Here is a 23,702-nt window from a genome sequence, read left to right on the forward strand (position 1 = left end):
GGGTGAAATCAGAGAAAGGGAAAGGGCCGCTTAGGAGGCGGCGCCCTGCAAGCTGTCAGAGCCAAGTCTTCGGCGAGGGCGAAACATTGTACCAATGCAGGAAATCGCCCTGCCGCTCGACGAAGCCGGCAGCCACCTTGAGGTGGATGCGGTGGCCGCGCGTGGTGCAGGCGCGAACCTGGTCGAGCAACTGGTCGAGCTGCGCGGCGCTGGGCGCGCAGCCGTGCGACTGCATCAGCCAGTGACGCAGCACGTTGGCCTGGCGGGCGCGCGTCAGCGTCTGCAGCGTGGCGATGCGCGGCGGGCTGCCAACGCTCTCCAGGTCCTGCGCCGCCAGCTCGTTCAGCAACTGCTGCGCCTGCGCGGCGTGGCCCACGCTGCGCGCGAACGTGGCGCGAAACTGGGGAAAGGCCTGCTCCAGCGCCGGCAACAGCACCGAGCGGATCCTGTTGCGGGTGTAGCGCGCATCGCCGTTGGTCGGGTCTTCGATCCAGGGCAGGTCGCGGCCGGCCAGCCATTCGCGGATTTCCGCGCCCGCAACCACGAGCAGCGGCCGGTAGATGTCGAGCCCGTCGCGCCGCGCGTGCGCCGGCATGGCCGCCAGTCCTGGAAGCCCCGCGCCGCGCGACAGCGCGAGCAACAGGGTTTCGACCTGGTCGTCGGCATGGTGCCCCAGCGCCACGGATTTGATGGCCGTCTTTGCTCCATCGGCGCGCGCCATTTCGGCAAACGCCGCGTAGCGGGCTCGACGGGCGGCATCTTCAGGACTTTCGCCTTGCGCATGCCGCGCATCGACGCGATGAACGACCAGCGGCACGGCCATGCGCTCGCATACCGCGCGGCAATGCTGCTCGAAGCCGTCGGCCGCGGCCTGCAGCCCGTGATGCACATGGAATGCGACCACCTGCCCCGGCCAGCGCGCTGCGCAGGCGGCCAGCAAGGCCGTCGAATCGGCGCCTCCGCTGAAACCCACCGCCAGCGGCCAGTACGCCGGCTCGAACGCGGCAATGGCGCGTTCGAAAGCGGAGTTCATGGCAGCGCCCGAGCGTTACCTGCCGTTGTCGGCCTTGGTGTCGTTGAAGCGGCCGTAGCTCTGGAGGCGTTCGTAGCGGCGCTCCAGCAATTCCTTCGGCTTCAGGTCGCTGACCTGGCGGAACGCGTCGTTGAGCGCGCGCTTGAGGAAGGCCGCCATCTGGCGATGGTCGCGATGCGCACCGCCGACGGGTTCGTTCACGATCTTGTCGACCAGCCCCAGCGCCTTGAGACGGTGAGCCGTGATGCCCAATGCATCAGCCGCTTCCTGCGCCTTCTCGCCGGTCTTCCAGAGGATGGAAGCGCAGCCCTCAGGGCTGATCACGGAGTAGATCGAATACTGCAGCATCAGCAGCTGGTCGCCGACCGAGATGGCCAGCGCGCCGCCGGAGCCGCCTTCGCCGATGATGGTGACGATGATCGGCACCTCGAGCTGCGCCATCTCGAAGATGTTGCGGCCGATGGCTTCCGACTGGCCGCGCTCCTCGGCATCGATGCCGGGGTATGCGCCGGGCGTGTCCACGAAAGTGAACACCGGCAGCTTGAACTTCTCGGCCGTCTTCATCAGCCGCAGCGCCTTGCGGTAGCCCTCGGGCTTGCTCATGCCGAAGTTGCGCGCGGTGCGCTCCTTCGTGTCGCGCCCCTTCTGGTGGCCAATGACCATGCAAGGCACGCCATTGAAGCGCGCGAGGCCGCCCACGATCGACAGGTCATCCGAGAAATGACGGTCGCCGTGCAACTCGACGAAGTCAGTGAAGATTTCGTTGACGTAGTCGAGCGTGTAGGGACGCTCCGGATGCCGCGCGATCTTGGTGATCTGCCAGGGCGTCAGGTCGCTGTAGATATCCTTGGTGAGCTGCTGGCTCTTCTTGCCGAGCTGATCGATCTCTTCAGAAATGTCGACCGCGGATTCGGTCTGCACATAGCGCAATTCTTCGATCTTTGTTTCGAGTTCAGCAATGGGCTGCTCGAAGTCGAGGAAGGTTCGTTTCGCCAACGTCTTCTCCTGTTTATTTCAATTTGCTGCCCACCGATCCATCGTGCCAATTCCAGGAACACCGCGGAACCGGCTCCGCCGGGCCGCTGGTGTTGCCCCCTTGAGGGGGTTGGCGAAGCGACACGAAGTGCGCACAGCCTGGGGGTGGTCCTAGTACACGACTGGGGCGGGGTCCAGCGATCGCCAAATATACCAAGTCGCCACGCTGCAATATGGTGCCCAGGCCACGGCGACGTCGCGGGCATCGCTGCGGCTGACCGGATCGCCCGAAAAGTAGTTGACGCTGATGCCGTTGAGCAGCCCCAGGTCGTCTACAGGCAGCACGTTCGGGCGCATGAGGTGGAAGATGAGGAACATCTCGGCCGTCCAGCGGCCGATGCCGCGGATGGCCACGAGCTCGTCGATGATCTGCTCGTCCGACATGTCCTTCCACGCATCGACGTGCACCAGGCCCGAATCGAAATGCAGGGCCAGGTCGACGAGGTACTCGATCTTGCGGGCGGACAGCCCCGCCCCACGCATGTCGTCGACCTTGAGCTTGAGCACGTTGGCCGGCGTCAGCTTGCGCGGCAGCGCAGCAAATTTGTCCCACACCGACTGCGCGGCCTTCACCGAGATCTGCTGGCCCACGACGCTGCGTGCGAGCGTGGTGAACGCGTCGCCGCGCGACTCGAGGCAGGCGTCGCCGAACTTCGGAATCAACCGCTTCATGACGCGGTCTTTCCGGGAGAGATGCTTGCATGCCTCCTCCCAATAGTCCGGCGTGTAGATCGTTACGCTGGTCTTCCGGGTGGCGGGCATGGGGTTCGTCGTTCCGTTCACTGCGCAGCCGCCCAGGTCGTGCCCGTGGGCGAATCCTTGAGCACGATGCCCTGCTCGAGGAGTTCCTGGCGGATGCGATCGGCTTCGGCGAAATTCTTCGCGGCCTTGGCGGCGGCGCGCGCGTCGATCCTGCCCTGGATGGTGGCTTCGTCGAGCGTGCTGCCCGCCTGCAGGAAAGCTCGCGGGTCGCCCTGCAGCAGGCCCAGCGAACCGGCCAGTGCCTTCAGCAAGCCGGCTGTCTCGGCGGACTTGGTGCGGTTGACCTCGCCGGCCAGCTCGAACAGCACGGCAATGGCCTCGGGCGTGCCGAAGTCTTCGTCCATGGCGGCCTTGAAGCGCGCGGCATGAGGCTGTGCCCAGTCGATCGACACTTCGGCCGGCGCGACCAGATCGAGCGCCGTGTACAGGCGCCTCAACGAATTGCGGGCGTCGTCCAGATGCGCGTCGCTGTAGTTGAGCGCGCTGCGGTAGTGCGTGCGCACCAGGAAGAAACGCAGGCTCTCGGCGTCGTACTTCTGCAGCACCTCGCGGATGGTGAAGAAGTTGCCCAGGCTCTTGGACATCTTCTCGTTGTCCACGCGCACGAAGCCGTTGTGCACCCAGAAGCGCGACAGCGGCTTGCCGTTGGCGCCTTCGCTCTGGGCGATTTCGTTCTCGTGGTGCGGAAACTGCAGATCGGCGCCGCCGCCGTGGATGTCGAAGGTCTCGCCCAGGGTGGCGCAGCTCATGGCCGAGCACTCGATGTGCCAGCCCGGCCGGCCTGTGCCGTAAGCACTCTCCCACTTGGCGTCGGCGGGCTCGGTCGGCTTGGCGGCCTTCCAGAGCACGAAGTCGAGCGGATCCTGCTTGCCGTCGAGCACGGCGACGCGCTCGCCCGCATGCAGTTCGTCGAGCGACTTGCCCGACAGCTTGCCGTAGCCCGGGAACTTGCGCACCGCGTAGTTCACGTCGCCGTTGTCCGAGCGGTAGGCCAGGCCCTTCTGCTCGAGCTTCTCGATGATGCCGAGCATCTGCGGCACGTATTCGGTGGCGCGCGGCTCGATGGTGGGCGGCTCGATGCCGAGTGCGCCGATGTCCTCGTGCATGGCCGCGATCACCTCGTCGGTCAGCTCGCGGATGGTGATGCCGCGCTGCACGGAGCGGGCGATGATCTTGTCGTCGATGTCGGTGATGTTGCGCACGTAGGTCACGGCGTAGTCGCTCGCGCGCAGCCAGCGCTGCACGACGTCGAACGCCATCATCATGCGGGCGTGGCCGATATGGCAGAGGTCGTAGACCGTCATGCCGCAGACGTACATGCGCACCTGTCCCGGTTGCAATGGGGAGAATTCCTCCAATTCACGCGATAGCGTGTTGTAGATGCGCAGACTCATGAGATTCGGAAAACGTCATTTCGCGCGCGTGCGGCACGGGCGAAAGACGGTGTTTTTCAGGGGTGACGGGGGCTGTGGTCGCGAGAGGTTGGACATGGCCCCTCGGCTACAATGAAACCAAGTATAAACGGCTGCCACCGCGCAGCGTCCGGGTGTTCCCCAAGCCCGCAAGCCTGCATCTCCCCCCATTTCCGTCGAGGCTTCATGAAGCACGCCGCCTTCTCCAGACTCTCCATTGCCTTCGCCCTGCTGTTCAGCCTGTGGGGCTCCGCGGCCCATGCGAACGAATACGACGACGTGAACGCGCTGCTGCGCCAGGGCAAATCGAACGAGGCGCTCGCCAAGGCCGACACCTACATCGCCGGCAAGCCGCGCGATCCGCAGATGCGCTTCCTGCGCGGCGTGATCCTCACCGAGCAGAACAAGCAGGCCGAGGCCATCATCGCCTTCACGCAACTCACGCAAGACTTCCCCGAGCTCTCCGAGCCCTACAACAACCTGGCCGCGCTGTATGCGTCGCAAAGCAAGTTCGACCAGGCGCGCGCCGCCCTCGAGCAGGCCCTCAAGCTCAACCCGAACTACGCCACGGCGCACGAGAACCTCGGCGACGTGTACGCCCGCCTCGCGGCCCAGGAATACGTGCGTGCCCAGCAGTTCGCGAGCACCAACGCCAGCGTCGCGCCCAAGCTCGCGCTGATCCGCCAGATCTTCAGCTCGAAGACCGAGGCCGAAGCCGCCGCCCTGCCCGCGGCCCCGGTGGTCATCCGCAAGCCGGTCGGCCGCACCAGCAAGTAAGAGCAAGTCGCCGCCGCTTCGGGCACCGCAACGACGCCCACCGCGCGGCACCATTCCCTCATCCGCAAACGGAGCTTCATTTGACGATCAACGCCCTCTCCCGCCTCAGCCGCCGCGGCGCTCTCGTGCTGGCCGCCGCTTTCGCGTTCGCCGCCACCGGCCACGCGCAATCGGCAACGCCGCGCGTCAAGCTCGCCACCTCGGCCGGCGACATCGTGGTCGAGCTCGACGAGGCCAAGGCGCCCAAGACGGTCGAGAACTTCCTGCAATACGTCAAGGACAAGCACTACGACGGCACGGTCTTCCACCGCGTGATCGACGGCTTCATGATCCAGGGCGGCGGCTTCACGGCCGACCTGCAGCAGAAGTCCACGCGCGCGCCCATTCCGCTGGAAGCGGGCAACGGCCTGAAGAACGACAAGTACACGATCGCCATGGCCCGCACCGGCAATCCGAATTCCGCGACCTCGCAGTTCTTCATCAACGTGAAGAACAACGACTCGCTCAACGCGCCCAACCCCGACGGCTACGGCTACACCGTGTTCGGCAAGGTCGTCGCCGGCACCGACGTGGTCGACAAGATCCGCGCGGTGGCCACCGGCAACAAGGGCGGCATGCAGAACGTGCCGCTCGAGGCCGTCACCATCAAGTCCGCCACGCTGCTGGCGAAGTAATCCCTTTCAAGTAGGAGTCCTCTCATGAGCAACCCCCAAGTCGAACTGCACATCAAGAACCTCGGCGTGATCACGCTCGAACTCGACGCCGCCAAGGCCCCGAAGTCGGTCGAGAACTTCGTCGCGTACGTGAAGAAGGGCCACTACGACAACACGGTGTTCCACCGCGTGATCCCGGGCTTCATGGTGCAAGGCGGCGGTTTCGAGCCCGGCATGAAGCAGAAGCCCACCGACGCCGAGATCCAGAACGAAGCCAACAACGGCCTGAAGAACGACAACTACACCGTGGCCATGGCCCGCACCAGCGCGCCCCACTCGGCCACCGCGCAGTTCTTCATCAACGTGGCCGACAACGGCTTCCTGAACCACACCGCGCCGTCGGCGCAGGGCTGGGGCTACGCCGTGTTCGGCAAGGTCGTCGGCGGCACCGAGGTGGTCGACAAGATCAAGGCCGTGAAGACGGGCCGCAAGGGCTTCCATGACGACGTGCCGCTCGAAGACGTCGTGATCGAAAAGGCCGTCGTCACCGCCGAATGACCGGCAACCGGCGCAACGCGGCATCATCAGCAGCATGAACAACGTGGCGAGCCAGGCTTTTCAGGAGCTGGTGGCGCCACCCGCGTGGCGCACGGTCGACCTGATTTCCGACCTGCACCTGCAGGCCGGCGAGCCCGCCACCTTCGAGGCCTGGCAGGGCTATCTGCAGACCACGCCGGCGGACGCGCTGATCATCCTCGGCGACCTCTTCGAGGTGTGGGTGGGCGACGATTCCGCGACGCAGCCCGGCTTCGAGGCGCAATGCGCCGAACTGCTGCGCCGCACCGCGCAGCGCCTGCCGGTGTTCTTCATGCACGGCAACCGGGACTTCCTCGTCGGCCCCGCGTTCGCCGCGCAATGCGGCCTCACGCTGCTCGACGACCCGACGGTGCTGGTGCTGCACGGCCAGCGCTGGCTGCTGAGCCATGGCGACATCCTCTGCCTCGAGGACACCGAATACCTCAAGTTCCGCGCGCAGGTGCGCACGCCCGAGTGGCAGGCCGCGTTCCTGGCACGGCCGCTGGAGGAACGCCGCGCGCTCGCGCGCTCCATGCGCGTGCAGAGCGAAGACCGCAAACGCAATCCGTCGATGGTCTGGGCCGATGTCGACACCGCCGCGGCGCGCGACTGGCTGCTGCAGGCGAACGCCCGCGCGCTGGTACACGGCCACACGCACCGCCCGGCCGATCACGACCTGGGCAATGGCCTGCGCCGCGTCGTGCTGAGCGACTGGGATGCGGCCGCGCATCCGCCGCGCGCACAGCTGCTGTGCCTGTCCACCGCCGGCGCGCAGCGCGTCGACCTGCGCTAGCCGCGCCGCCACCAACGATGTTCAAGTGGCTGCGCCGCCTGCGCGCCCTGCCCCCGATCCCCGAGGCCGCCTGGCAGGCCACGCTCAGGCGTTACGCCTTCCTGGGCGCATTGCCGGACTCCGACCGCCAGCGCCTGCGAACGCTGACGGCCGAATTCCTGCGCGACAAGGAATTCCACGGCGCCAAGGGCTTCACCATCACCAACGAAGTGGCGCTGGCCATCGCGGCGCAGGCCGTTCTGCCGGTGCTGCACCTCAAGGGCGGGCTGAACTGGTACGACGATTTCGTCGGCATCGTCGTGCACCGCTCCGAGGTGGTGGCGCGGCGCAAGGTGATCGACGAAGCACAGGTGGTGCACGAATACGGCGAAGTCGTCGCCGGTGAAGCCATGGAGCGCGGCCCAGTCATGCTGAGCTGGGACGACGTGCTGGCCAGCAGCATCACCAGCGAGCGCGGCTACAACGTCGTGATCCACGAGTTCGCCCACAAGATCGACATGCGCAGCGGCAATGCCAACGGTTGCCCGCCCCTGCCGCCCGGCTTTGCGGGCCAGCGCAGTTCGCGCGCGTCCCGTGCGGCCTGGATGGCCGTGCTGCAGCCCGCCTACGACGATTTCCGCGAGCAGACCATCAAGGCGGAGCGCTTCGGCACCGAGCAACCGTGGCTCGACGCCTATGGCGCCACGTCGATCAGCGAGTTCTTCGCGGTAGCCTGTGAGGCCTATTTCGTGAACCGCCCGAACTTCGCCCGCGACTTCCCCGGCGTGCTCGCGATTTTCGATGAATTCTTTCTTCCTAAAAGGCCCTGAGCCCTCGCCCACTCTCGGTTGACAGCTATCCATTCGATAGCAGCACAACCCTTACCATCGATGGGTTATCAACTCACCAAAAAGGTAAACAACATGAGGGACTGGTTCTATCAACTCACGGGCAAGGCGTGGATTGCGCTGGTGTTCGGCATCGGCATCCTGGGCTGGGCAGCGTACGCACAGTTCAAGGCGGGCGCGGACACGCACGGCGCCGCCGTCGAGGACCTGGTCGCCAAGAGCGGCACAGTCGTCGGCGGCAGCGAAGTCACGGAAACCACCAAGCGGCGCCGCGGCGGCAGCTCCACCCGCCGCTACTTCGTTCTCGACGCCAAGCTGGCCGACGGCAGCACGGAGAAATGGCGCGTCGACTATGCGGTCGGCCGCAGCAAGCTCGAACCGCTGATCGACGAAGCCGTCGACGTGCGCGTCGATCCATCGGACAACAACCTCGTCTACGAGGTGAAGCTCAAGGGCAAGCCCGTGGTGTCGCTGGCCGATGTGCAGAAGATCATGGAAGTGAAGGACAAGGCCGCTGCGTCGAGCGCCACCGACAAGGGCACGCTGATCGTCGGCGCCATCGCCCTGCTGCTGGGCATCGGCGGGCTCTTCGCGCGGCGCAAGATCCGCAATGGCTACATCGCCGAGCATGCGGCGGCCGTGCAAACACCGGCCATCGGCGAAAAGGTCTGACAGACCTTGCCTTGGCGCCGACGCGCCAATGAAAAAGGCGCCCCGCGGGGCGCCTTTTTCGTGGCCACAGGCTTGTTCTCTTACTTGCGCAGCAACGCCTTCAGCGCGTTCTGCAGGCGTCGCGCGCTGGCGGCATCGTGCGCCGCGGCCAGCACCTTGCCCGCGTCCTGGCCCCAGGTCTGTGCCGGCGCCGGGTCGCCACGCTTCGTCAGCAGCTTGAGTTGCAAGGCGCGGCGCGCATCGAGCTGCTCCGCGGGCGTCGGCACCTCGGCGGCCATCTCGAGGCGCAGCAGCGCTTCGGCGGCATCGTTCGCGGCGGCCGTCGGCGCGGCGCCGATGGCTTGCGACCAGCCGCTGCGCACCGCGGGCGTGACCGCGCGACCCAGCTCCTGGATGCTCGGCAGGCGACTGGCATCGCGCTGCTCCCATGCGCCCAGCACCTGGGTCAGGGCCTCGCCATGCGCCTGCGCAGCGAGCTTGCGCAGCGCCATGTCGGCACGCTCGAGCGCTTCGCGCTGTGCGCGGAAAGCCGCGTCGCCCAGTCGTGGGCCGCGATCTTCGAAGCGCGGCGGACGGTCGCCGAAGCGGCCGCCCGGCGCACCACGGTCACCGCCACGATCGCCGCGGCCATCCGGACGCGGAGCACCGCGATCGCCCGAGCGGCCCGGGCCGCCCGCGCCCGGCCGACCGCCGTCGCGCCGGTCGCCGAAACGGCCACCAGCACCACGGGCCGGTGGCGCCGTCTCGGCAGCCTTCTTGCTGCTGGGGCGGTCGTCGCCGCGCATGGCCACGACGGGCTTGGGCGCGGGCTTCGGGGCTGCGGCTGGTGCCTCGGCGGCAACTTCGGCATCGGCATTGCCTTCGGTCGGTGCAGCTTCCGTTGCGGCCTCGGCCTGATCGCTGGCGGCCGATGCTTCCGCATCGCCCTCACCAGGAACCTGGGCAGCACTCTCGCCGGACTCGGCGGCAGGCTGCTGCTCCGCCTTCGGAGCGGGCGGCGGCACCTCGCCGCGCAACGCGGCTTCGAGGCCGGCAATGGCCGCACGGATCTTCTGCGCATCGCCGGCGGCATTGGCCGCGTCGAGCGCCTTGGACGCCTCGAGCACATTGCGGTCGTGCTCGTTCATTGCGGCCGATGCCTTCTCGCGCTCGGCAGTCTTGCGATTGAAGGCTTCATCGATGGGCGCGCGGAACGCGTCCCACAGCTTCTGTTCATGGCGGCGGTCGAGCGGCACGCCCTGCGCCTCGGCCTGCCAGCGCTGCTGCAGCGCCTTGACGGCGTCGATGCGCAGCACCGGTTGGGCGCCGAGCTCGGTCGCCTCGGCGATCATGGCCTGGCGGCGTTCGACGCTGGCCTTCTGCGCCGTCTCGAACGGTGCGCGGGCAGCGCCGAAAGCTTCGTTCCACAGCGGCTGCAATTCGGCGAACACCTTCTCACCCACATGGCCGGCATCGCGCCAGCGGTCGGCGAACTGATGCAGCGCGCGGTTGTGCGCCTTCAGATCGGCGGCGCCGGCGTGCTCCGCCGCCCAGGCCTTGACCTCCTCGATCAGCGCGACGCGCAGCGCGCGATGCTCGGCAGCATCGGCACGAACCTTCTCGAGCCAGGCCTCGACCACCTTGTGGGCTTCGTTGCAGGCTTCGTCGAAACGCTTCCAGAGCGCATGGTTCGGCACGCCGCCCTGGTCGGCCTGCTTCCACTGGTCGCGCAGGGAGCGCAGCGTTTCCTGCATCTTGCGGCCACCGAGCGCCTGGCCTTCGGGGCGCTTGAGCAGGCCTTCGGCCTTGGCGACGAGGTCCTCACGAACCTTGTCGGCGCTCCAGCGCTGCCAGCCTTCGAGCTCGCCGGCAGCCACCAGCGCGGCGTGCACGCGGGCTTCGAGCGGTGCTTCGACCAGCTTGCCATGCTCCTTGAGTACTGCGCGCAGCGCGGCGGCAGCGCCGGCACTGGCCTTGCCATGGCCTTCTGCGGTTTCCTGTTCCAGCTTGGCCAGCGCAGCCTGCACGGCGTCCTGGGCGGCGGCGCGCACGGCCGGGTCGACCTTGGGCGCAGCGGGACGGGCGGGAGCGGCGGGCTTGGGCGCCACCACTTCGCCGCGAGCGGCGCGCAATTCATCGGCCCACACGAGCACGGGCGGCAGCGGTGCCGCGGCATCCGCGGCGGCGGCTACAGCCTGGGCCAGCGCGCTGTGGAACGCGTCGGACACCACCAGCAGCTGCGACTTCGAAGATTCGAGCTGCGGCGCGAACTTGGCGTCGAGGCTGCTCCAGTTGGCGTCGGCCGTGATCTCGGCGGCCTGCTGCTGCCAGTGGGTCACGTCGGCGCGCAGCGATTCCTCGGCGACCTGGGCGTCCTGCCAGCCCTTGGTGGACAGCACTTCGAAGCGCTGTGCCAACAGCACGGCTGCTTCGCGGTGCACCTGCGCGCGGTGCTGCAGGTCTTCGATGCCCTTGACACGCTCGGAGAGCTTGAGCTTCAGGCCGGCCAGCGGCTCGCGCGACAGCGGCGCCCCCGCCTTGGCGGCGTCGCGCTGCCAGGCGAGCGCATCGGCGATGTTGAGCTTGGACTGGGCCAGCAGCACTTCGGCCTTCTGAGCCCATTCGGCGGCAATTGCCTCCTGTCCCTTGGCTCGCTTGAGTTCGTCGAGCTTTTCGCGCAGCAGGCGCGCGGCGCCCTTGTCACGACCGCTCAGCTCCTTGAAGACTTCCTGCATCTGCTCGGGCGCGGGGTTGCCCGCGAGCCAATCGCGGATGCGCGCAGCGCGCTCGCCGGAAGTCGGCGCGGTGAAGGCGCCGCCGGTGAGCGTGTCGAGGGCCTGAATGTCGTGTGGCTTGGAAGAAGTAGAGGTCACTGCGCGAAATCGTTGTCTTGGTAGGGAAAGCGAAGGCGCCGGCAAAGGCCGGCGCACATCGACATTTTCACCCACTTGCGGCCGGCCATTGAATTCCGTCATGAAACGGAGGCGCACGCAGGGTCGTGGGCAAGGAGATTGACGGACTACATATATAGCAAGCCGTGGAAAAAAACCAAGTCCCGGGACTGGATCACCGCGTCCCGCCCGGTCACTTCATGGTCAGGCTGAGCTCGGCGCCCGGCTTCCAGTCGCTGCCGCTGGCGCTGGTGCGCACCGCGCCCAGGAAGAGCCGCTCGCTCGGCAGCTTCTTCGCCAGCAGGTAGTCGCGCACGGCCGCGCCGCGCTCGACGGCAAGCTGGCGCATCGACTCCTCGTCGACCGGCACGCTGGCGAACAGCAGCTTTTCCATGTCCGGCACCGGCAGGTCCTTCGCCAGGCCGACGAGGTTGCGCGGCTTGGTGATGTCGGCGCGCTTGTACACGGCCGTCAGCAGGTCGGGGTATTCGGCGTCGGTGACGGGCGGCACTTCGGTGCCGGTCTGGCCGCCGCGCACCGCGACGCGGCGCTTCTCGGCATAGGTGAGCTGACGCACGCGCTGGCGCTGGTAGGCGTCGCGCTCCTTGTCGAGGCTGGAAGTGCCGATCACCGTCATCTGCAGCGTGGGCCGGTCGGTCAGCGCCTTGGCGACCTTGTCCAGGCTTTCCTTCGCGGCGGCACTCAGGTCGGAGCTGCCGGGCTCGAAGGTGATGGCGCTCGATTCGCCGCTGCCGCCGCCCAGGCCGCCGGTGAGCAGGCTGAACGGCGCCGTCACGGCCTTGACGATCAGGTTGACCACGGCCTTCCAGATCAGCGGGCCGACGCTGAACTGCGGGTCGTTGAGCGAACCGCTGAGCGGCAGGTCGACGTCGATCACGCCGTTGCGGTCGGCCAGCAGCGCCACGGCCAGCTTCACCGGCAAGCTGTTGGTGGAACCCGCCACCTCGTCGCCGAACTGCAGCTGGTTGAGCACCAGCTTGTTGGTGGCCGTGAGCTGGCCGTCGGGCGCGACCTTGTAGTTGACGTCCATGCTCATCTTGCCGCGCTCGATGCCATGGCCAGCGTAGCGCACCGAGTACGGCGACAGCGGCGCCAGGTCGAGGTCGCGCATCTTGGCGGTGATGTCGAGCTCGAGCGGCTTGGCCAGCGGATTGAGCTTGCCGGTGATTTCCAGCGCGGCGGTCTGCTGGGCCTTGCCGCGCAGCTCGAGGTCGGCCAGCGCGGGCCGACCGCTCTCGCCCTTGGGCGGATTCGACGAGAACGAGCTGAGCTTGCCGGTCAGCTCGCTGAGGTCAGCCGAGTAGTTGGGCTTGACGAACAGGTCGGTGAAGTCGATCTTGCCGTTGACCAGGCTCATCGGGCCGAAGTTGATGACCGGCGCCAGCCCCGCATCGGCAGCGGCCGGTGCGGGCGCCGCGGCGACTGTCGTTGCCGCTGGCTTGGCGGGCTCGGGCGCCCCGCCGACCATCTCTTCCGCCGACATCGCGCGACCGGCGGGCTTCGGCGCCGGGGCCTTCGCCGTGGTGGTCGTGGTGGTTCCGCCCGGCCCCTTGCGGGTGCTGGCCTCGCCGGCCGCCGCCGCGGCGGCGTTCGCCTCGGCCTCGCCCTTCTTGGTCAGGCTCAGCAGGTTCAGTCGGCCGGTGGGATCGACGATCACGCGGGCGAAGAAGTCGGTCAGCGTGGTTTCGCGCACGTCCACGTTCGGCGGCGCATTGGGTGCCATGCTGACCTGCAGGCCGCGCAGGCTCAGCGTCTTCCAGCTCAGCAGCTGGTTGTTGCTGCGGTCGAAGCCGGGCGACTGGGTCAGCGAGACGCTGTTGGCGCGGAAGTCGTCGAGCGCGGTGTCGCCGGCCAGCTTGACGCTCATGCCCGCGGGCGAGGTCGCGTAGCGCACCGTGCCGCGATAGCTCGCGAAGGCACGGCGGATGTCGACGTTGAGCGCGTCCGCGTAGTAGGCCTTGAAGGTGTGCGCCGGGAACGACACCACCTCCAGCCGGCCCTCGGCCGCGAGCGGCTTGAGCACGACGTTGCCCTTGTAGTCGAAGCGGCCCGGGTCGGAGCGCCCGGAGCCGATGCGGCCCGAGACCTCCAGCGGCGATGTCGTATTGGTTTCAGGCGCGATCTTCTGGGCGTGCAGCTTGAAGGCCGTGACTTCCACCGTCACCGGCGTCGCGCTGGCCTTGTCCGAATAGGAAAGCGCGCCGTTGTCGACCGCCAGCGTGCCGATGGTCAGCGCCCAGGGCTTGGTGTTGGCACCGGGTTGCGGCGTTTCGGCGGCCGCGGGCTTGGGGGCCGCGACCTTGGCCTCGACCTCCTTCGTGCCGCCGCCGGCCGGCGTCTTGAGCCAGCGCTCGAACATCCAGCGCTTCTCGCTGTCGCGCTCCACACGCACCTTGGGATTGGTCGCGGTGAAAGAGGCCACGTTCAGCGTGTGCTTCGTCATGTCGACCTCGGCGTCGACCAGCTCGAAGCGCCCGACGCTGGCCAGCGCGGTCTTGGCCTGGGTCAGCGCAAGCCCGTCGGCGGACAGGCGGCGCGCCTTGAACTTCAGGTCGGGCTGGGCCCAGGCGATGTCGATCTGGCCGCTGAGCTTGCCGTCGAGCGTGGGCTCCAGGCTCTGTGCAAGATAAGGGGCGGCCAGCGACAGAGGCAGCGCATCGACCTCGGCCTGGACGTCGGCCACCTTGTCCGTGGCGGTGCCCTTGAACTTGAGCGAGGCGCCGGCGACGGCCGTGCTGCCGTTGAACTCGGCCGGCTTCTCCATCGGCCAGGTGACGCCCGCGACGTCGATGCCAAGGTTGGTCACATCCACGGCCGCGGCGGGATTGACGGTTTCGTCGCGCCAGCCGATGCGGCCGCCGCTCAGGGCCAGTTTGTCGACCTGCACCTTCAGCGCCGGCTTTGGCGCCGGCTGGCCGGCCGGCGCGCTTGCAGCAGCGGCGGGCAGCGGCGCGGCCTTCTCGGTGGCGCCGGTGGCCGGATCGGTGGCCAGCAGGTTGAGCTTGCCGGCCGCGTCGCGCGCCACCGTCAGCTGCGGGCTGGCCAGCGCGATTTCGCTCAGGTGGAACACCGACTCCAGCGGACGCACGTCGGCCAGCGCCAGCTTGAGCGACTCGAAGGCCAGCAGGTCGCGGCCGCGCGCATCGGACACTTTGGTGGTGTGGGCCTCGACCGTGCCGGTGATCTTCAGGCCGGTGGTCGCGCCCTGCTCGAAGCCGATCTTCAGGTCGGCATCGAGGCTGCCCGCCTGCAGCTTCACCGGCAGGCCGCCGGGGATGTAGCCGAGGTACGGAACGAGATCGAGCCCCTTGAACTGCACGTGGGCGTCGGTCTTGCGGCTGTCGGCGAAGGGCGTGGTGAAGGCCGCCGAGTCGAACTTGCTGCCGTTGAGGGCGAACGCGAGCTTGGGCTCGGTGTTGATGTCGCGCTTGGAATCGAGGTTGCTCAGGAACGGTACCTTGAGCACGAAGTCGCGCAACTCGTGCTTGCGCTTGACGGTCTGGTCGTCGAAATCGACGGAACCGCCATTGATCGCGATGTTGTAGATGGCAAAGCGCGCGGGCTTCGCGTTCGGGTCGGGCGGCGGGCCGGCCGAGAGCTTGGCCAGGATGTCGTCGATGTCGTACTTGCCGTCGGCCAGGTGCGTCAGCAGGATGGCGGGGCCGTCGATGGTGACCGCGTCGATCACCGGCGCGAGGCGCACGATCGATTGCAGTTCGGCATCTGCATAGATGCGGTTGACGGCCACCTGCGACTTGCTGCCGTCGGCGGTGGCAATGCGCAGGTCGGTCAGAGTGAGCTCGAGCGTCCACGGCTTGAAGTCGATCTTGCCAACCGTTACCTGCCGCCCGAGCTTTTCGCTCGCGATCTTCTGGATCTGGCTCTTGGCGATCGGCGGCACCGCGAGCCAGGCGATCACCCAGAAAGCCAACAACACCAGCAAAGCGACGATCCCACGCCGCACCCATTTGTTCTGTTTGATCGAAGCTACGTCCATCGCTGGAGTGTGCCGCAAACATGCGCCAACGCTACGTACGCAGAAAGGACGCAAGCCCCGTCCCGGAAGAAATACCGGAGAACGGGCTTCACGGGGTCTCCCAGATGAAGAAAGCCCGGTGAGTCGACGGAATGTCTCGTCACCGGGCTTGATGGCGGGCACAAAACCCATGCCATCGATTCGCGCGACCGGAAGTCAATGGTTCCCGCCGTGCTGGCAGCAAGAGATTGCCACCGTGGCTCCTCAACCGCTGAACCCTTGACTTGCACCTCGGGTTGCCGGGCCTTGGAAGAACGCCTGAAAAGCCAGGCCCGTCCAGATTAGGCGTCGCACCCTCCGATTGCAAACGCGTTTTACAAAGGGGTTTCCCGTAAACCGAAATGCCTCTTGGGAACCATTTTTTAAAACAACTATTAGCATAAGAAAACAAATTCTTATGCTTGACCGGGTATTTAGCCACGCTAGAATCCGCGCTGCCCTGACTGCCCGACGCAGAGGGGCCACCTGAATCCGCTGCCGAATTCCCCCGGCTTGATCAGGCCGCCGCGCTCCTAACCCCCTTCACTCCATGCGCGGAGCCTGATTCGTACCAATCCAAGCGCCGTTGCCTTCATCCATCGCCTTCCATGGCGTTGCGACACGGGTGCCGCACAGAAAGGAAGAGCGATGAACAAGGCGTTTGATGCCACGGCCCGAGGGCTGAGGACCTTCGTGTCCGACGTGGCAGACGGCTTTTTTGAAATTACCCACAACGGGTTTGCACTGGTCGGTCTGGCCATCGTGTTCGCGGCCCTCGCCCTGGTGGCGCGGCCCGACCTGCGCAAGACCGGCGAGGAGCAACTGATGGGCTGGCTGCAGTCGCGCAAGCCCGCGCCCGAAGCCACCGACCTCGAGCCGACCGCCATCGAGCGCACCACGGCCGCGAGCCCCGCCGACCTGCCCAAGCAGCAGGCGGCCGTGGCCTACTGGCTGAGCAAGAAGTACAGCGTGGCGCCCGAGCCGCTGAGCGTGCTCGTCGCCGAGGCGTACAACATCGGCAAGCGCACCAAGCTCGACCCGACGCTGATCCTGGCCATCATGGCCGTGGAATCAAGCTTCAATCCCTTTGCCCAGAGCCACGTCGGCGCCCAGGGCCTGATGCAGGTCATGACCCGCGTGCACGGCGACAAGTACGAAAGCGCGGGCGGCACGCTCACCGCCTTCGACCCGGTGACCAACATGCGCGTCGGCGTGAAGGTGCTGCAGGAATGCATTGCACGCGCCGGCTCGCTCGAAGGCGGCCTGCGCTACTACGTGGGCGCGGCCAACCTGGAAGACGACGGCGGCTATGCCGGCAAGGTGATGGCCGAGCATGAGCGCCTGCTGCAGGTCGCCAACGGCCGTGCGCCGTCGGTGCAATCGCCCCGGACCACCGTTCGCGCACAGCCGATTCCCAACGTGACGCCAACGCCGGCTCCGATCAAGGCTGAAGAAAGCACGGAACAGCCCGCAAAGGTCGCCCTGCTTTCCTCTGTTTCCTAAAGTCGTTCCGGCCGGGTGTGAGCTACACTCGGCCCCGTACGCGACTGGCGATAGGCGCAGCACCCTAACAAGGTGCCACGCGCTGACGTGGAATACCACTGGGAAGCGTGCCGCCTGACCACAACAGGCGTTCAGCCGTTCGCCTGGGCAGCCCTTGTTTGGTTGAAGAACAAGGACCTCGTCTTCAAAGGACTGCCATGTACCAACGCAACATTCTGGTCGAACAGACCGACCCCGAAATCTGGGCTGCGATTCAAGCCGAGAACGCACGCCAGGAACATCACATCGAGCTGATCGCCAGCGAGAACTACGCCTCGCCGGCCGTCATGGCCGCCCAGGGCTCGCAGCTCACCAACAAGTACGCCGAAGGCTACCCGGGCAAGCGCTACTACGGTGGCTGCGAGCACGTCGACGTGGCCGAGCAACTCGCCATCGACCGCGTCAAGCAGATCTTCGGCGCCGACGCCGCCAACGTGCAGCCGCATTGCGGCGCATCGGCCAACGAAGCCGTGATGCTCGCCTTCCTGAAGCCCGGCGACACCATCATGGGCATGAGCCTGGCCGAAGGCGGCCACCTGACCCACGGCATGCCGCTGAACATGAGCGGCAAGTGGTTCAACGTCGTGAGCTACGGCCTGGACGCCAACGAAGCCATCGACTACGACGCGATGGAGCGCAAGGCGCATGAGCACATGCCCAAGCTGATCATCGCGGGCGCTTCGGCCTACTCGCTGCGCATCGACTTCGAGCGCTTCGCCAAGGTGGCCAAGGACGTCGGCGCGATCTTCATGGTCGACATCGCCCACTACGCCGGCCTCGTGGCCGCTGGCGTGTATCCCAACCCGGTGCCGCACGCCGACATCGTCACCTCGACCACCCACAAGAGCCTGCGCGGCCCGCGCGGCGGCATCATCCTGATGAAGTCGCAGCACGAGAAGGCCATCAACAGCGCGATCTTCCCGGGCCTGCAAGGCGGCCCGCTGATGCACGTGATCGCCGCCAAGGCCGTCGCGTTCAAGGAAGCCATGTCTCCCGAGTTCAAGGCCTACCAGCAACAGGTGGTCAAGAACGCACAGATCGTGGCCGAGACCCTCACCCAGCGCGGCCTGCGCATCGTGAGCGGACGCACCGAAAGCCACGTGATGCTGGTCGACCTGCGCGCCAAGGGCATCACCGGCAAGGAAGCCGAAGCCGTGCTGGGCAGCGCCCACATGACGATCAACAAGAACGCGATCCCCAACGACCCCGAAAAGCCGATGGTCACCAGCGGCGTGCGCATCGGCACCCCCGCCATGACCACCCGCGGCTTCAAGGACGAAGAGGCCCGCATCACCGCGAACCTGGTCGCCGACGTGCTCGAGAACCCGCGCGACGCGGCGAACATCGAAGCCGTGCGCGCCAAGGTCCACGCCCTGACGAGCCGCTTCCCTGTCTACCGCTGATCTCCGAAAAGAAGAAGACCCGGCCGCATGAAATGCCCTTTTTGCGGCCATCTTGAAACGCAGGTCGTCGAGACCCGCGTTTCGGAAGACGCCGACTTCGTCCGCAGGCGCCGCCAGTGCAGCGCCTGCGACAAGCGCTTCACCACCTACGAGCGGCCCGACGTCAATTTCCCGGTGGTCGTGAAGAAGGACGGTAGCCGCGCCGACTTCGATTCGACCAAGGTGCGCGCCTCGATGATGCTGGCGCTGCGCAAGCGGCCGGTGAGCATCGAACAGATCGACAACGCACTGCTGCGCATCGAGCAGAAGCTGCTGGCCAGCGGCCTGCGCGAAATCGACTCGACCAAGGTGGGCGAGCTCGTCATGCGCGAACTCAAGAAGCTCGACAAGGTCGCCTATGTGCGCTTTGCCTCGGTGTACCGCAGCTTCGAGGACGTTGACGAATTCCGGCAGTTGCTGCGGGACATCTGAGCCCCGGCAACCGGCGCCTCAACGATTCCAGCAGAGCTGCACCAGCGCATCCGAGGCGTTGGTACTGCCGGCAGCCAGCTTCACGCCCTGCTGGTTCACCGTGAGCGTTCCGCACTCGTCGTTGCTCGACGCACCCTCCGGAACGGCTCTCAGTGTGTAGGTAGTTGCAGTTGCAGTTCTTGCGACATAACTGATGGCGTAGTTCGCCGTACCGGACGATGGAGCCTGGCGCAGCCCGGCCGGCAACGCGACGTTGTCGGGCGGATATCTGCCGTTGGCGGTCAGGTAGCGCTCGGTCCACTGCGCCGCCTGCAGCAACTGCTGCTTCGCGTCGGCTCGCTTGGCCCGCAGCACATAGCGCGTATAGCTCGGGTAGGCGATGGCGGCGAGGATGCCGATCACCACCGTCACGATCATGAGTTCGATCAGCGTGAAGCCGCGCGAGCGAATCTGCTCACGGCCTTGCGCCCTGGATTGCTTGTTCTTCATGACTTGCCTCGGTTGCATCGTCAGTTCGACGACGACATCAGATTTCGCCAGCCGAAGCGGCGGACGACATCCGGCCGCTTCGGCGTGTTGCAGTCGCCTGCCGCATTGCAGATCACGTCCTTGCCCTTTGCCCGGTCTTGCGGCTCGAAGGCGATGTCGTCCTTGCCCGAACGGTTTCGGAAGCCCAGATAGCTGCCCGCCGTGGCGGACGCGTTGTAGGCAATGCCGTCGGGAGCGGAGCCGCTGAAGAAGTCGATCACCATCGACCAGCCGTCATCGCCGGTGCCGGCGGTGCAATCAGCTGAATTGCTACCGGTGCCAGGAATGGTGGTCGAGAACAAGCCTGCACTGCTGCTGAGCGCATCGCCTGGGTAGACGATGCGCTCCCCGGCGGTCGGCAGTTGAAGGGACCAGCCACGCTTGGCGTCCGAACCGCTGTAGCTCACGTCGCTGGCCGAGACGGTGCGGAACTCGCCACCGTCTTCCTCGACGGTGGCGACTCCAATGGTCTGCGCCACCAGGTCGGTCAGTGCCGCAGTGCCCGCATCGCCGTTGGCCGGGTCCCGAACACCATACAGGTACTGGCCGGCGGTAGTGCCGTCATCACCAGAGGCAAACAGCCGCCCCGTGCCGAACACCACCATGTAGCCGCCGCGCGGATGGCCTACGACCACCGGCGCTGCCGTGATCGGCTGGGTGGCACCAGCCGCGAACAGCGGCACGTTGTCGAGGCTCGATGGGGTGGCGCCCGAGCCCATGGTGGCCTTCCACTTGCGGCTGTCGGTATCACTCAGGTCGAACCTCCACAGGTTGCCGCGCAGGTCGCCGGCATAGGCGTAGTCGACCTTGCCGTCGCCGTCGCGGTCCACCACCCGCGGGGCAGACAGCCCATTGCCGGTGCCAGCGTCCTGTGTGGCGGGAGCGGGGATCTTGAGGACCGACTTGTCATCGTCGAGATACTGGATCCACAGCACGGCCTTCTCGCTCGTGCTGTTGTAGCCGTTGCCCAGGATCACGGCCTTGCGCCCGTTGTTCAGCGGCGCCACCTGCACCGCACGCCTGGAGAAAGAGTCGAGCGCGGGTTGCTGGAACTGGTGGCCCAGGTCGCGGTCGGAGAGCGCGGTCGTGTCGATCAGCGCCACGCTGGCAGCCCTGGACTCGTAGATGTTCTCGGGCTTGGTGACGTCGAGCACGAAGTAGCCCTTGCCGCCCGCTCCCAGCGTGCCCACGAGGAAAGACTTCCACCCCGCCGCCTTCTCGGCGTTGGTGGTCTTGGCGGTGGCTGCCGCGCCCATGTAGATGTCGGCAACGAAGGCGCTCCCGTCGACGTAATACCTGTGCGAGTAGGCGCCCTCGCTGAGCCGCTTGAGATTGGGCGCGGCCGCCGTGCCGTAGAGGCCTTCGGGCACATAGGCGAACTCTTCCCTGCCAGTTCCCGCGTTGAAGGCATGCAGCATGCCGTCGTTGGCGCCTGCGTAGACCATCGGCGTGCGGGCCGTCGAGGCGAACGTGGCGTAAGCGTCGCTGGTGAAGCCGCTCCTGGGCTGACCCGTGTACCAGACACTGGAACCCACGATGTCGCCGAGCACGTGGCTGCGCTTGCGCAAACCCAGGCCGGTGTCCTCGTTGCTGCGGTCGCCGCGCAGGAAGTCGAGCACAGCCCGGCCAAACGCTGTGCTCTTGGCGTCGGTGGCAGTGCTTCCCTTGAGCGCCGCCTTTTGCGCGTCGCTCAGACGGTCCCACCTGAACGGCACGCCAGAGCCGACGGTCGCCGTGCTGGTGGTCGTTGCCACAGTGGTGCCCGAGAAGCTGAGCACCTTGCGATCGCTGACGTGCGCCCCCGCCTTCGCCATGCGCGCATCCAGCAGGTCGCCCGCGGACCACTCGGGCTTGCTCGCCAGCTTGCCGTTGGTGTCGAACTTCGTGGCAGTCAGCACCCCCGACCAGTTCGACGGGTCGTAGCCCGACTGATAGACGATCGTGCCTGTCGACAGCCTTGAAGTGCTTGCCGAGATGGAGGTCTGCCGGGGGCTGGTGTCGGTCAGGATCCTGTCGAGGATGGATTTGATGGCGTCGCGAAGTGCCTGGGCGTTCGAAGCTGGTATGAACGTGCCGCGGCTGCTGAGTGCGGTATGCCAGAGGTCGATCCGGTTGTGATAGGGCCAAGAGATCGAGCCGTCGACCAGCCCAGAATAATCTCCGCTGTAGGCGGGCTGCACTGCGGTCGCCGAAATATACGGTCGCCCTTCCCATGACACTGTATTGAGTCCGATGGTGTAGGTCGTCAGATGCTGCCAGGTAGCCGGATTGTTCTTGGGATTCCAGTACTCGGGGACCGTTGTCGCCCCAACCGTTACATCACCAGCTTCAGCGACAAGCGTCCTCAATTTGTTCGGCATGCCCGGCTGCAGATCAGTGGCCCAATAGTGAAAGGCCAAGTCAGCCAGCGTCCCATTCAGTGCGTCTCCGAAGTTATCCCTGTAAGGAGCTCGCGGCTCATAAATCACGGAATCGGGCAGGACGCGGCGCGTTCCGTCTTCGTTTCCGAAGCCCGGCGATCTGCGGATCATCCCGAACCCGTCCGTCAAGAGGATATGGAAAGACCTGCGGCAGCCCGACTGCGTGGCCTCCTCCACCCCCGGGTCGTCCGAATAGGGGCTGTACCGGCCAGTGGTCTTCATGTAATCGCCGGCGCGGATCATCATTTGGTCTGCGGCCCCTCTGCCAGAAAGTTGCAGGATGTCCAACCAGGTCATGAAGTTGGCGCGGTGCGTGCTATCCAGCGAGCGCATCAGGTTCGCGTTGACACGACCGCCGATCAGGCACGGGAATCTGCTGCTCAAGAATGCAGCGCAGTTTCGGTCGGACGCCCCCTGCTCCAGCGCCTGCCAGGCAAGGCGGACCCGGTCATTGGGAATGTTGGCCTCGGAAAAGCCCCCCCTGAGTGCGGCCTTCAAGGCCCCAATGTCATCCCCTACGGCCATGCGGTCCGTGTTGTCGGCCGACACGATCACGTTCGGCGCCGGCTCCCTGGCCGCAGTGCTGCGCGGGGCTTGCGCCAGCGAATACTGCGCAGCTTGGCCGACGGTCTGCGCCAGCATCAGGCCGCACACTGCGGCGTTCCTCGAAAACTTCTCGATGTTCATACCCCTCCCTCTCGCAATGCTCAATTCACTTTGGTGACCGGGTCCGGATCGAAGGACATCTGCAACTCGACCCGCGTGCCGCCCGCGGTGCCCGCGCTGCGGGCACCTGTGGCGAATGCGGTGATCCGGTACAGCGGGTATTTGCTGTTCTTGCGGTCGATGACCTCGATCCAGTACCTGGCGCCATCCAATGCCGGATTGCCGGCGGTGGGCGCGCCAGTGAACCGCCCGTACGACACATGTTTGTTCACGTACGAATCGCGGGTCCAGAACCGGTAGGCCTCGCTGCCGGATGCAGCTGCCACCGAGCCGTCCTCGGCGAAGTAGCAGATGCCTCGCTCGCAGCTGTTGGCGCCGTCGTTCATATAGGCAGTCACCCAACCCGTGTCCCGGTCGGGGAAGACGCGGCCATCGTCAGCCTTGCGGCAGCGCGACGCCGGAAGCGTCGAACACGCCACGTAGGTCTGAGTTGCGCTGGCAAAGGCCAGTTGCCGGATGTCGCGCTCCGCATCCAGCAGCGCGGCTTCGGCGGCCTCGAAGGCGCGCTGGTATTCGCGCTGGTTGCCCGCCACCGATTCGAGCAGTTGGGCCATCCGCGCGCCGCCCACAACCAGTAGCGCCGAGAGCAGCAGCATGATCATCACGATGAAAAGCGAAAACCCGTGCTGTGCCTGGGGCGCGCGAAGACTAAGGAAGAGCTTCATAGCGCGCCCAGGTTGTTTCGCAGCGCGAACACGGCCGTGTAGACGCGTCGCAGCCTGCCGTCGCTGCTGGTCTGCGACGCTCCGTCGCAGTCGGTATAGCCGCCGCCCGGGTTGCTCCTGGAACTGCCCGCGAGCTGCAGGCAGACACGCACCGTGCGAACCTGCTTGAAATTTGCGACGTCATCGGCCGTCACATAGCGCACCACCTGTTCGCTTCCGGCCGAGGCGCCGACGCCGTACATGATGTCGAAGCGCTCGACGCCATCGACGATCGGCTGCGGTATGGCATTGCCGCTTCCCTTGCATTTCAAGACACTGTTCACCACCGAAAACTCGCTGGTGATCAGCCGTACGTTGTCCGACACGGCCGGGCGTTCCCGATCGTACGCATCGCCCGTCGCGCTAGTGGCGCCCTGACCCAGGCAGTCTTTGAAGTAATCGGGATTCGGCGCGTAGCCGACCTTCAGCCTGTCGTTCGCCGAACTGTCGGACGACTCCTCC

19 protein-coding genes and 1 riboswitch are annotated in these 23,702 nt (G+C 66.4%); of the genes, 9 read left to right on the forward strand and 10 right to left on the reverse strand.

The window, feature by feature from the left end; translation table 11 throughout:
- Positions 1-55: 55 nt before the first annotated feature.
- From tilS to cysS, 4 genes are all read right to left on the reverse strand, one after another.
- Positions 56-1,033, reverse strand: coding sequence for a tRNA lysidine(34) synthetase TilS (gene tilS / locus EJO71_RS25930; protein ID WP_125951288.1), 978 nt, complete (start codon positions 1,031-1,033; stop codon positions 56-58).
- A 15-nt stretch (positions 1,034-1,048) separates the two neighbouring features.
- Positions 1,049-2,029 carry an acetyl-CoA carboxylase carboxyltransferase subunit alpha gene (locus tag EJO71_RS25935; protein WP_125951287.1) on the reverse strand — a complete coding sequence of 327 codons (981 nt, stop codon included), beginning with the start codon at positions 2,027-2,029 and terminating at the stop codon, positions 1,049-1,051.
- A gap of 150 nt (positions 2,030-2,179) precedes the next feature.
- A complete protein-coding gene (locus tag EJO71_RS25940; RefSeq protein ID WP_125951286.1) occupies positions 2,180-2,830 on the reverse strand; it encodes a DNA-3-methyladenine glycosylase in 651 nt (216 codons plus the stop codon).
- 17 nt (positions 2,831-2,847) lie between these two features.
- Positions 2,848-4,224: a cysteine--tRNA ligase gene (cysS, locus tag EJO71_RS25945; protein ID WP_125951285.1), complete on the reverse strand. Its 1,377-nt coding sequence runs from the start codon at positions 4,222-4,224 to the stop codon at positions 2,848-2,850.
- Positions 4,225-4,428: 204 nt separating this feature from the next.
- On the opposite strand from cysS, the gene EJO71_RS25950 reads away from it, so the two are divergent.
- From EJO71_RS25950 to EJO71_RS25975, 6 genes are all read left to right on the forward strand, one after another.
- Complete coding sequence (locus EJO71_RS25950) at positions 4,429-5,019, forward strand: tetratricopeptide repeat protein (protein WP_125951284.1); 591 nt, start codon at positions 4,429-4,431, stop codon at positions 5,017-5,019.
- A gap of 80 nt (positions 5,020-5,099) precedes the next feature.
- Entirely contained in the window at positions 5,100-5,693 is a 594-nt protein-coding gene (locus EJO71_RS25955; protein ID WP_125951283.1) for a peptidylprolyl isomerase, read from the forward strand.
- A gap of 24 nt (positions 5,694-5,717) precedes the next feature.
- Positions 5,718-6,230 (forward strand): peptidylprolyl isomerase, encoded by a 513-nt coding sequence (locus EJO71_RS25960; RefSeq protein ID WP_125951282.1) that lies wholly within the window; start codon positions 5,718-5,720, stop codon positions 6,228-6,230.
- 34 nt (positions 6,231-6,264) lie between these two features.
- The gene (locus EJO71_RS25965) at positions 6,265-7,041 is read left to right on the forward strand and encodes a UDP-2,3-diacylglucosamine diphosphatase (RefSeq protein ID WP_125951281.1); all 777 of its coding nucleotides are present in this window, start codon (positions 6,265-6,267) and stop codon (positions 7,039-7,041) included.
- 17 nt (positions 7,042-7,058) lie between these two features.
- On the forward strand, positions 7,059-7,850 hold the full coding sequence (locus tag EJO71_RS25970; RefSeq protein ID WP_125951280.1) for a M90 family metallopeptidase: 792 nt from the start codon (positions 7,059-7,061) through the stop codon (positions 7,848-7,850).
- Positions 7,851-7,943: 93 nt separating this feature from the next.
- Entirely contained in the window at positions 7,944-8,540 is a 597-nt protein-coding gene (locus EJO71_RS25975; RefSeq protein WP_125951279.1) for a hypothetical protein, read from the forward strand.
- An 80-nt stretch (positions 8,541-8,620) separates the two neighbouring features.
- Here the strand turns inward: EJO71_RS25975 and EJO71_RS25980 are convergent, their stop codons facing one another.
- Together EJO71_RS25980 and EJO71_RS25985 are read right to left on the reverse strand one after the other, a co-directional pair.
- Positions 8,621-11,392 carry a DUF349 domain-containing protein gene (locus EJO71_RS25980; protein ID WP_125951278.1) on the reverse strand — a complete coding sequence of 924 codons (2,772 nt, stop codon included), beginning with the start codon at positions 11,390-11,392 and terminating at the stop codon, positions 8,621-8,623.
- Between the two features lie 211 nt (positions 11,393-11,603).
- Positions 11,604-15,428, reverse strand: a complete 3,825-nt coding sequence (locus tag EJO71_RS25985) for a DUF748 domain-containing protein (protein ID WP_125951277.1) — start codon at positions 15,426-15,428, stop codon at positions 11,604-11,606.
- A 666-nt stretch (positions 15,429-16,094) separates the two neighbouring features.
- On the opposite strand from EJO71_RS25985, the gene EJO71_RS25990 reads away from it, so the two are divergent.
- From EJO71_RS25990 to nrdR, 3 genes are all read left to right on the forward strand, one after another.
- The gene (locus EJO71_RS25990; RefSeq protein WP_125951276.1) at positions 16,095-16,949 is read left to right on the forward strand and encodes a lytic transglycosylase domain-containing protein; all 855 of its coding nucleotides are present in this window, start codon (positions 16,095-16,097) and stop codon (positions 16,947-16,949) included.
- A 30-nt stretch (positions 16,950-16,979) separates the two neighbouring features.
- Positions 16,980-17,105: riboswitch (ZMP/ZTP riboswitch) on the forward strand.
- A 41-nt stretch (positions 17,106-17,146) separates the two neighbouring features.
- Positions 17,147-18,391: a serine hydroxymethyltransferase gene (gene glyA, locus EJO71_RS25995; protein ID WP_125951275.1), complete on the forward strand. Its 1,245-nt coding sequence runs from the start codon at positions 17,147-17,149 to the stop codon at positions 18,389-18,391.
- Between the two features lie 27 nt (positions 18,392-18,418).
- Complete coding sequence (gene nrdR / locus EJO71_RS26000; RefSeq protein WP_007836918.1) at positions 18,419-18,862, forward strand: transcriptional regulator NrdR; 444 nt, start codon at positions 18,419-18,421, stop codon at positions 18,860-18,862.
- Between the two features lie 18 nt (positions 18,863-18,880).
- Here nrdR and EJO71_RS26005 read toward each other — a convergent pair whose 3' ends face one another.
- The 4 genes from EJO71_RS26005 to EJO71_RS26020 form a co-directional block, all read right to left on the reverse strand.
- On the reverse strand, positions 18,881-19,351 hold the full coding sequence (locus EJO71_RS26005; protein ID WP_125951274.1) for a type IV pilin protein: 471 nt from the start codon (positions 19,349-19,351) through the stop codon (positions 18,881-18,883).
- Positions 19,352-19,371: 20 nt separating this feature from the next.
- The gene (locus EJO71_RS26010) at positions 19,372-22,497 is read right to left on the reverse strand and encodes a PilC/PilY family type IV pilus protein (RefSeq protein WP_125951273.1); all 3,126 of its coding nucleotides are present in this window, start codon (positions 22,495-22,497) and stop codon (positions 19,372-19,374) included.
- 20 nt (positions 22,498-22,517) lie between these two features.
- The gene (locus EJO71_RS26015) at positions 22,518-23,201 is read right to left on the reverse strand and encodes a PilX N-terminal domain-containing pilus assembly protein (protein WP_125951272.1); all 684 of its coding nucleotides are present in this window, start codon (positions 23,199-23,201) and stop codon (positions 22,518-22,520) included.
- A partial coding sequence (locus tag EJO71_RS26020; RefSeq protein WP_206169048.1) for a PilW family protein occupies positions 23,198-23,702 on the reverse strand: 505 nt, incomplete at its 5' end. The genes EJO71_RS26020 and EJO71_RS26015, both read right to left, overlap by 4 nt.

It is taken from the genome of Variovorax sp. 679, assembly GCF_003952185.1.
In the GTDB taxonomy this organism is placed as follows: Bacteria; Pseudomonadota; Gammaproteobacteria; order Burkholderiales; family Burkholderiaceae_C; genus Variovorax.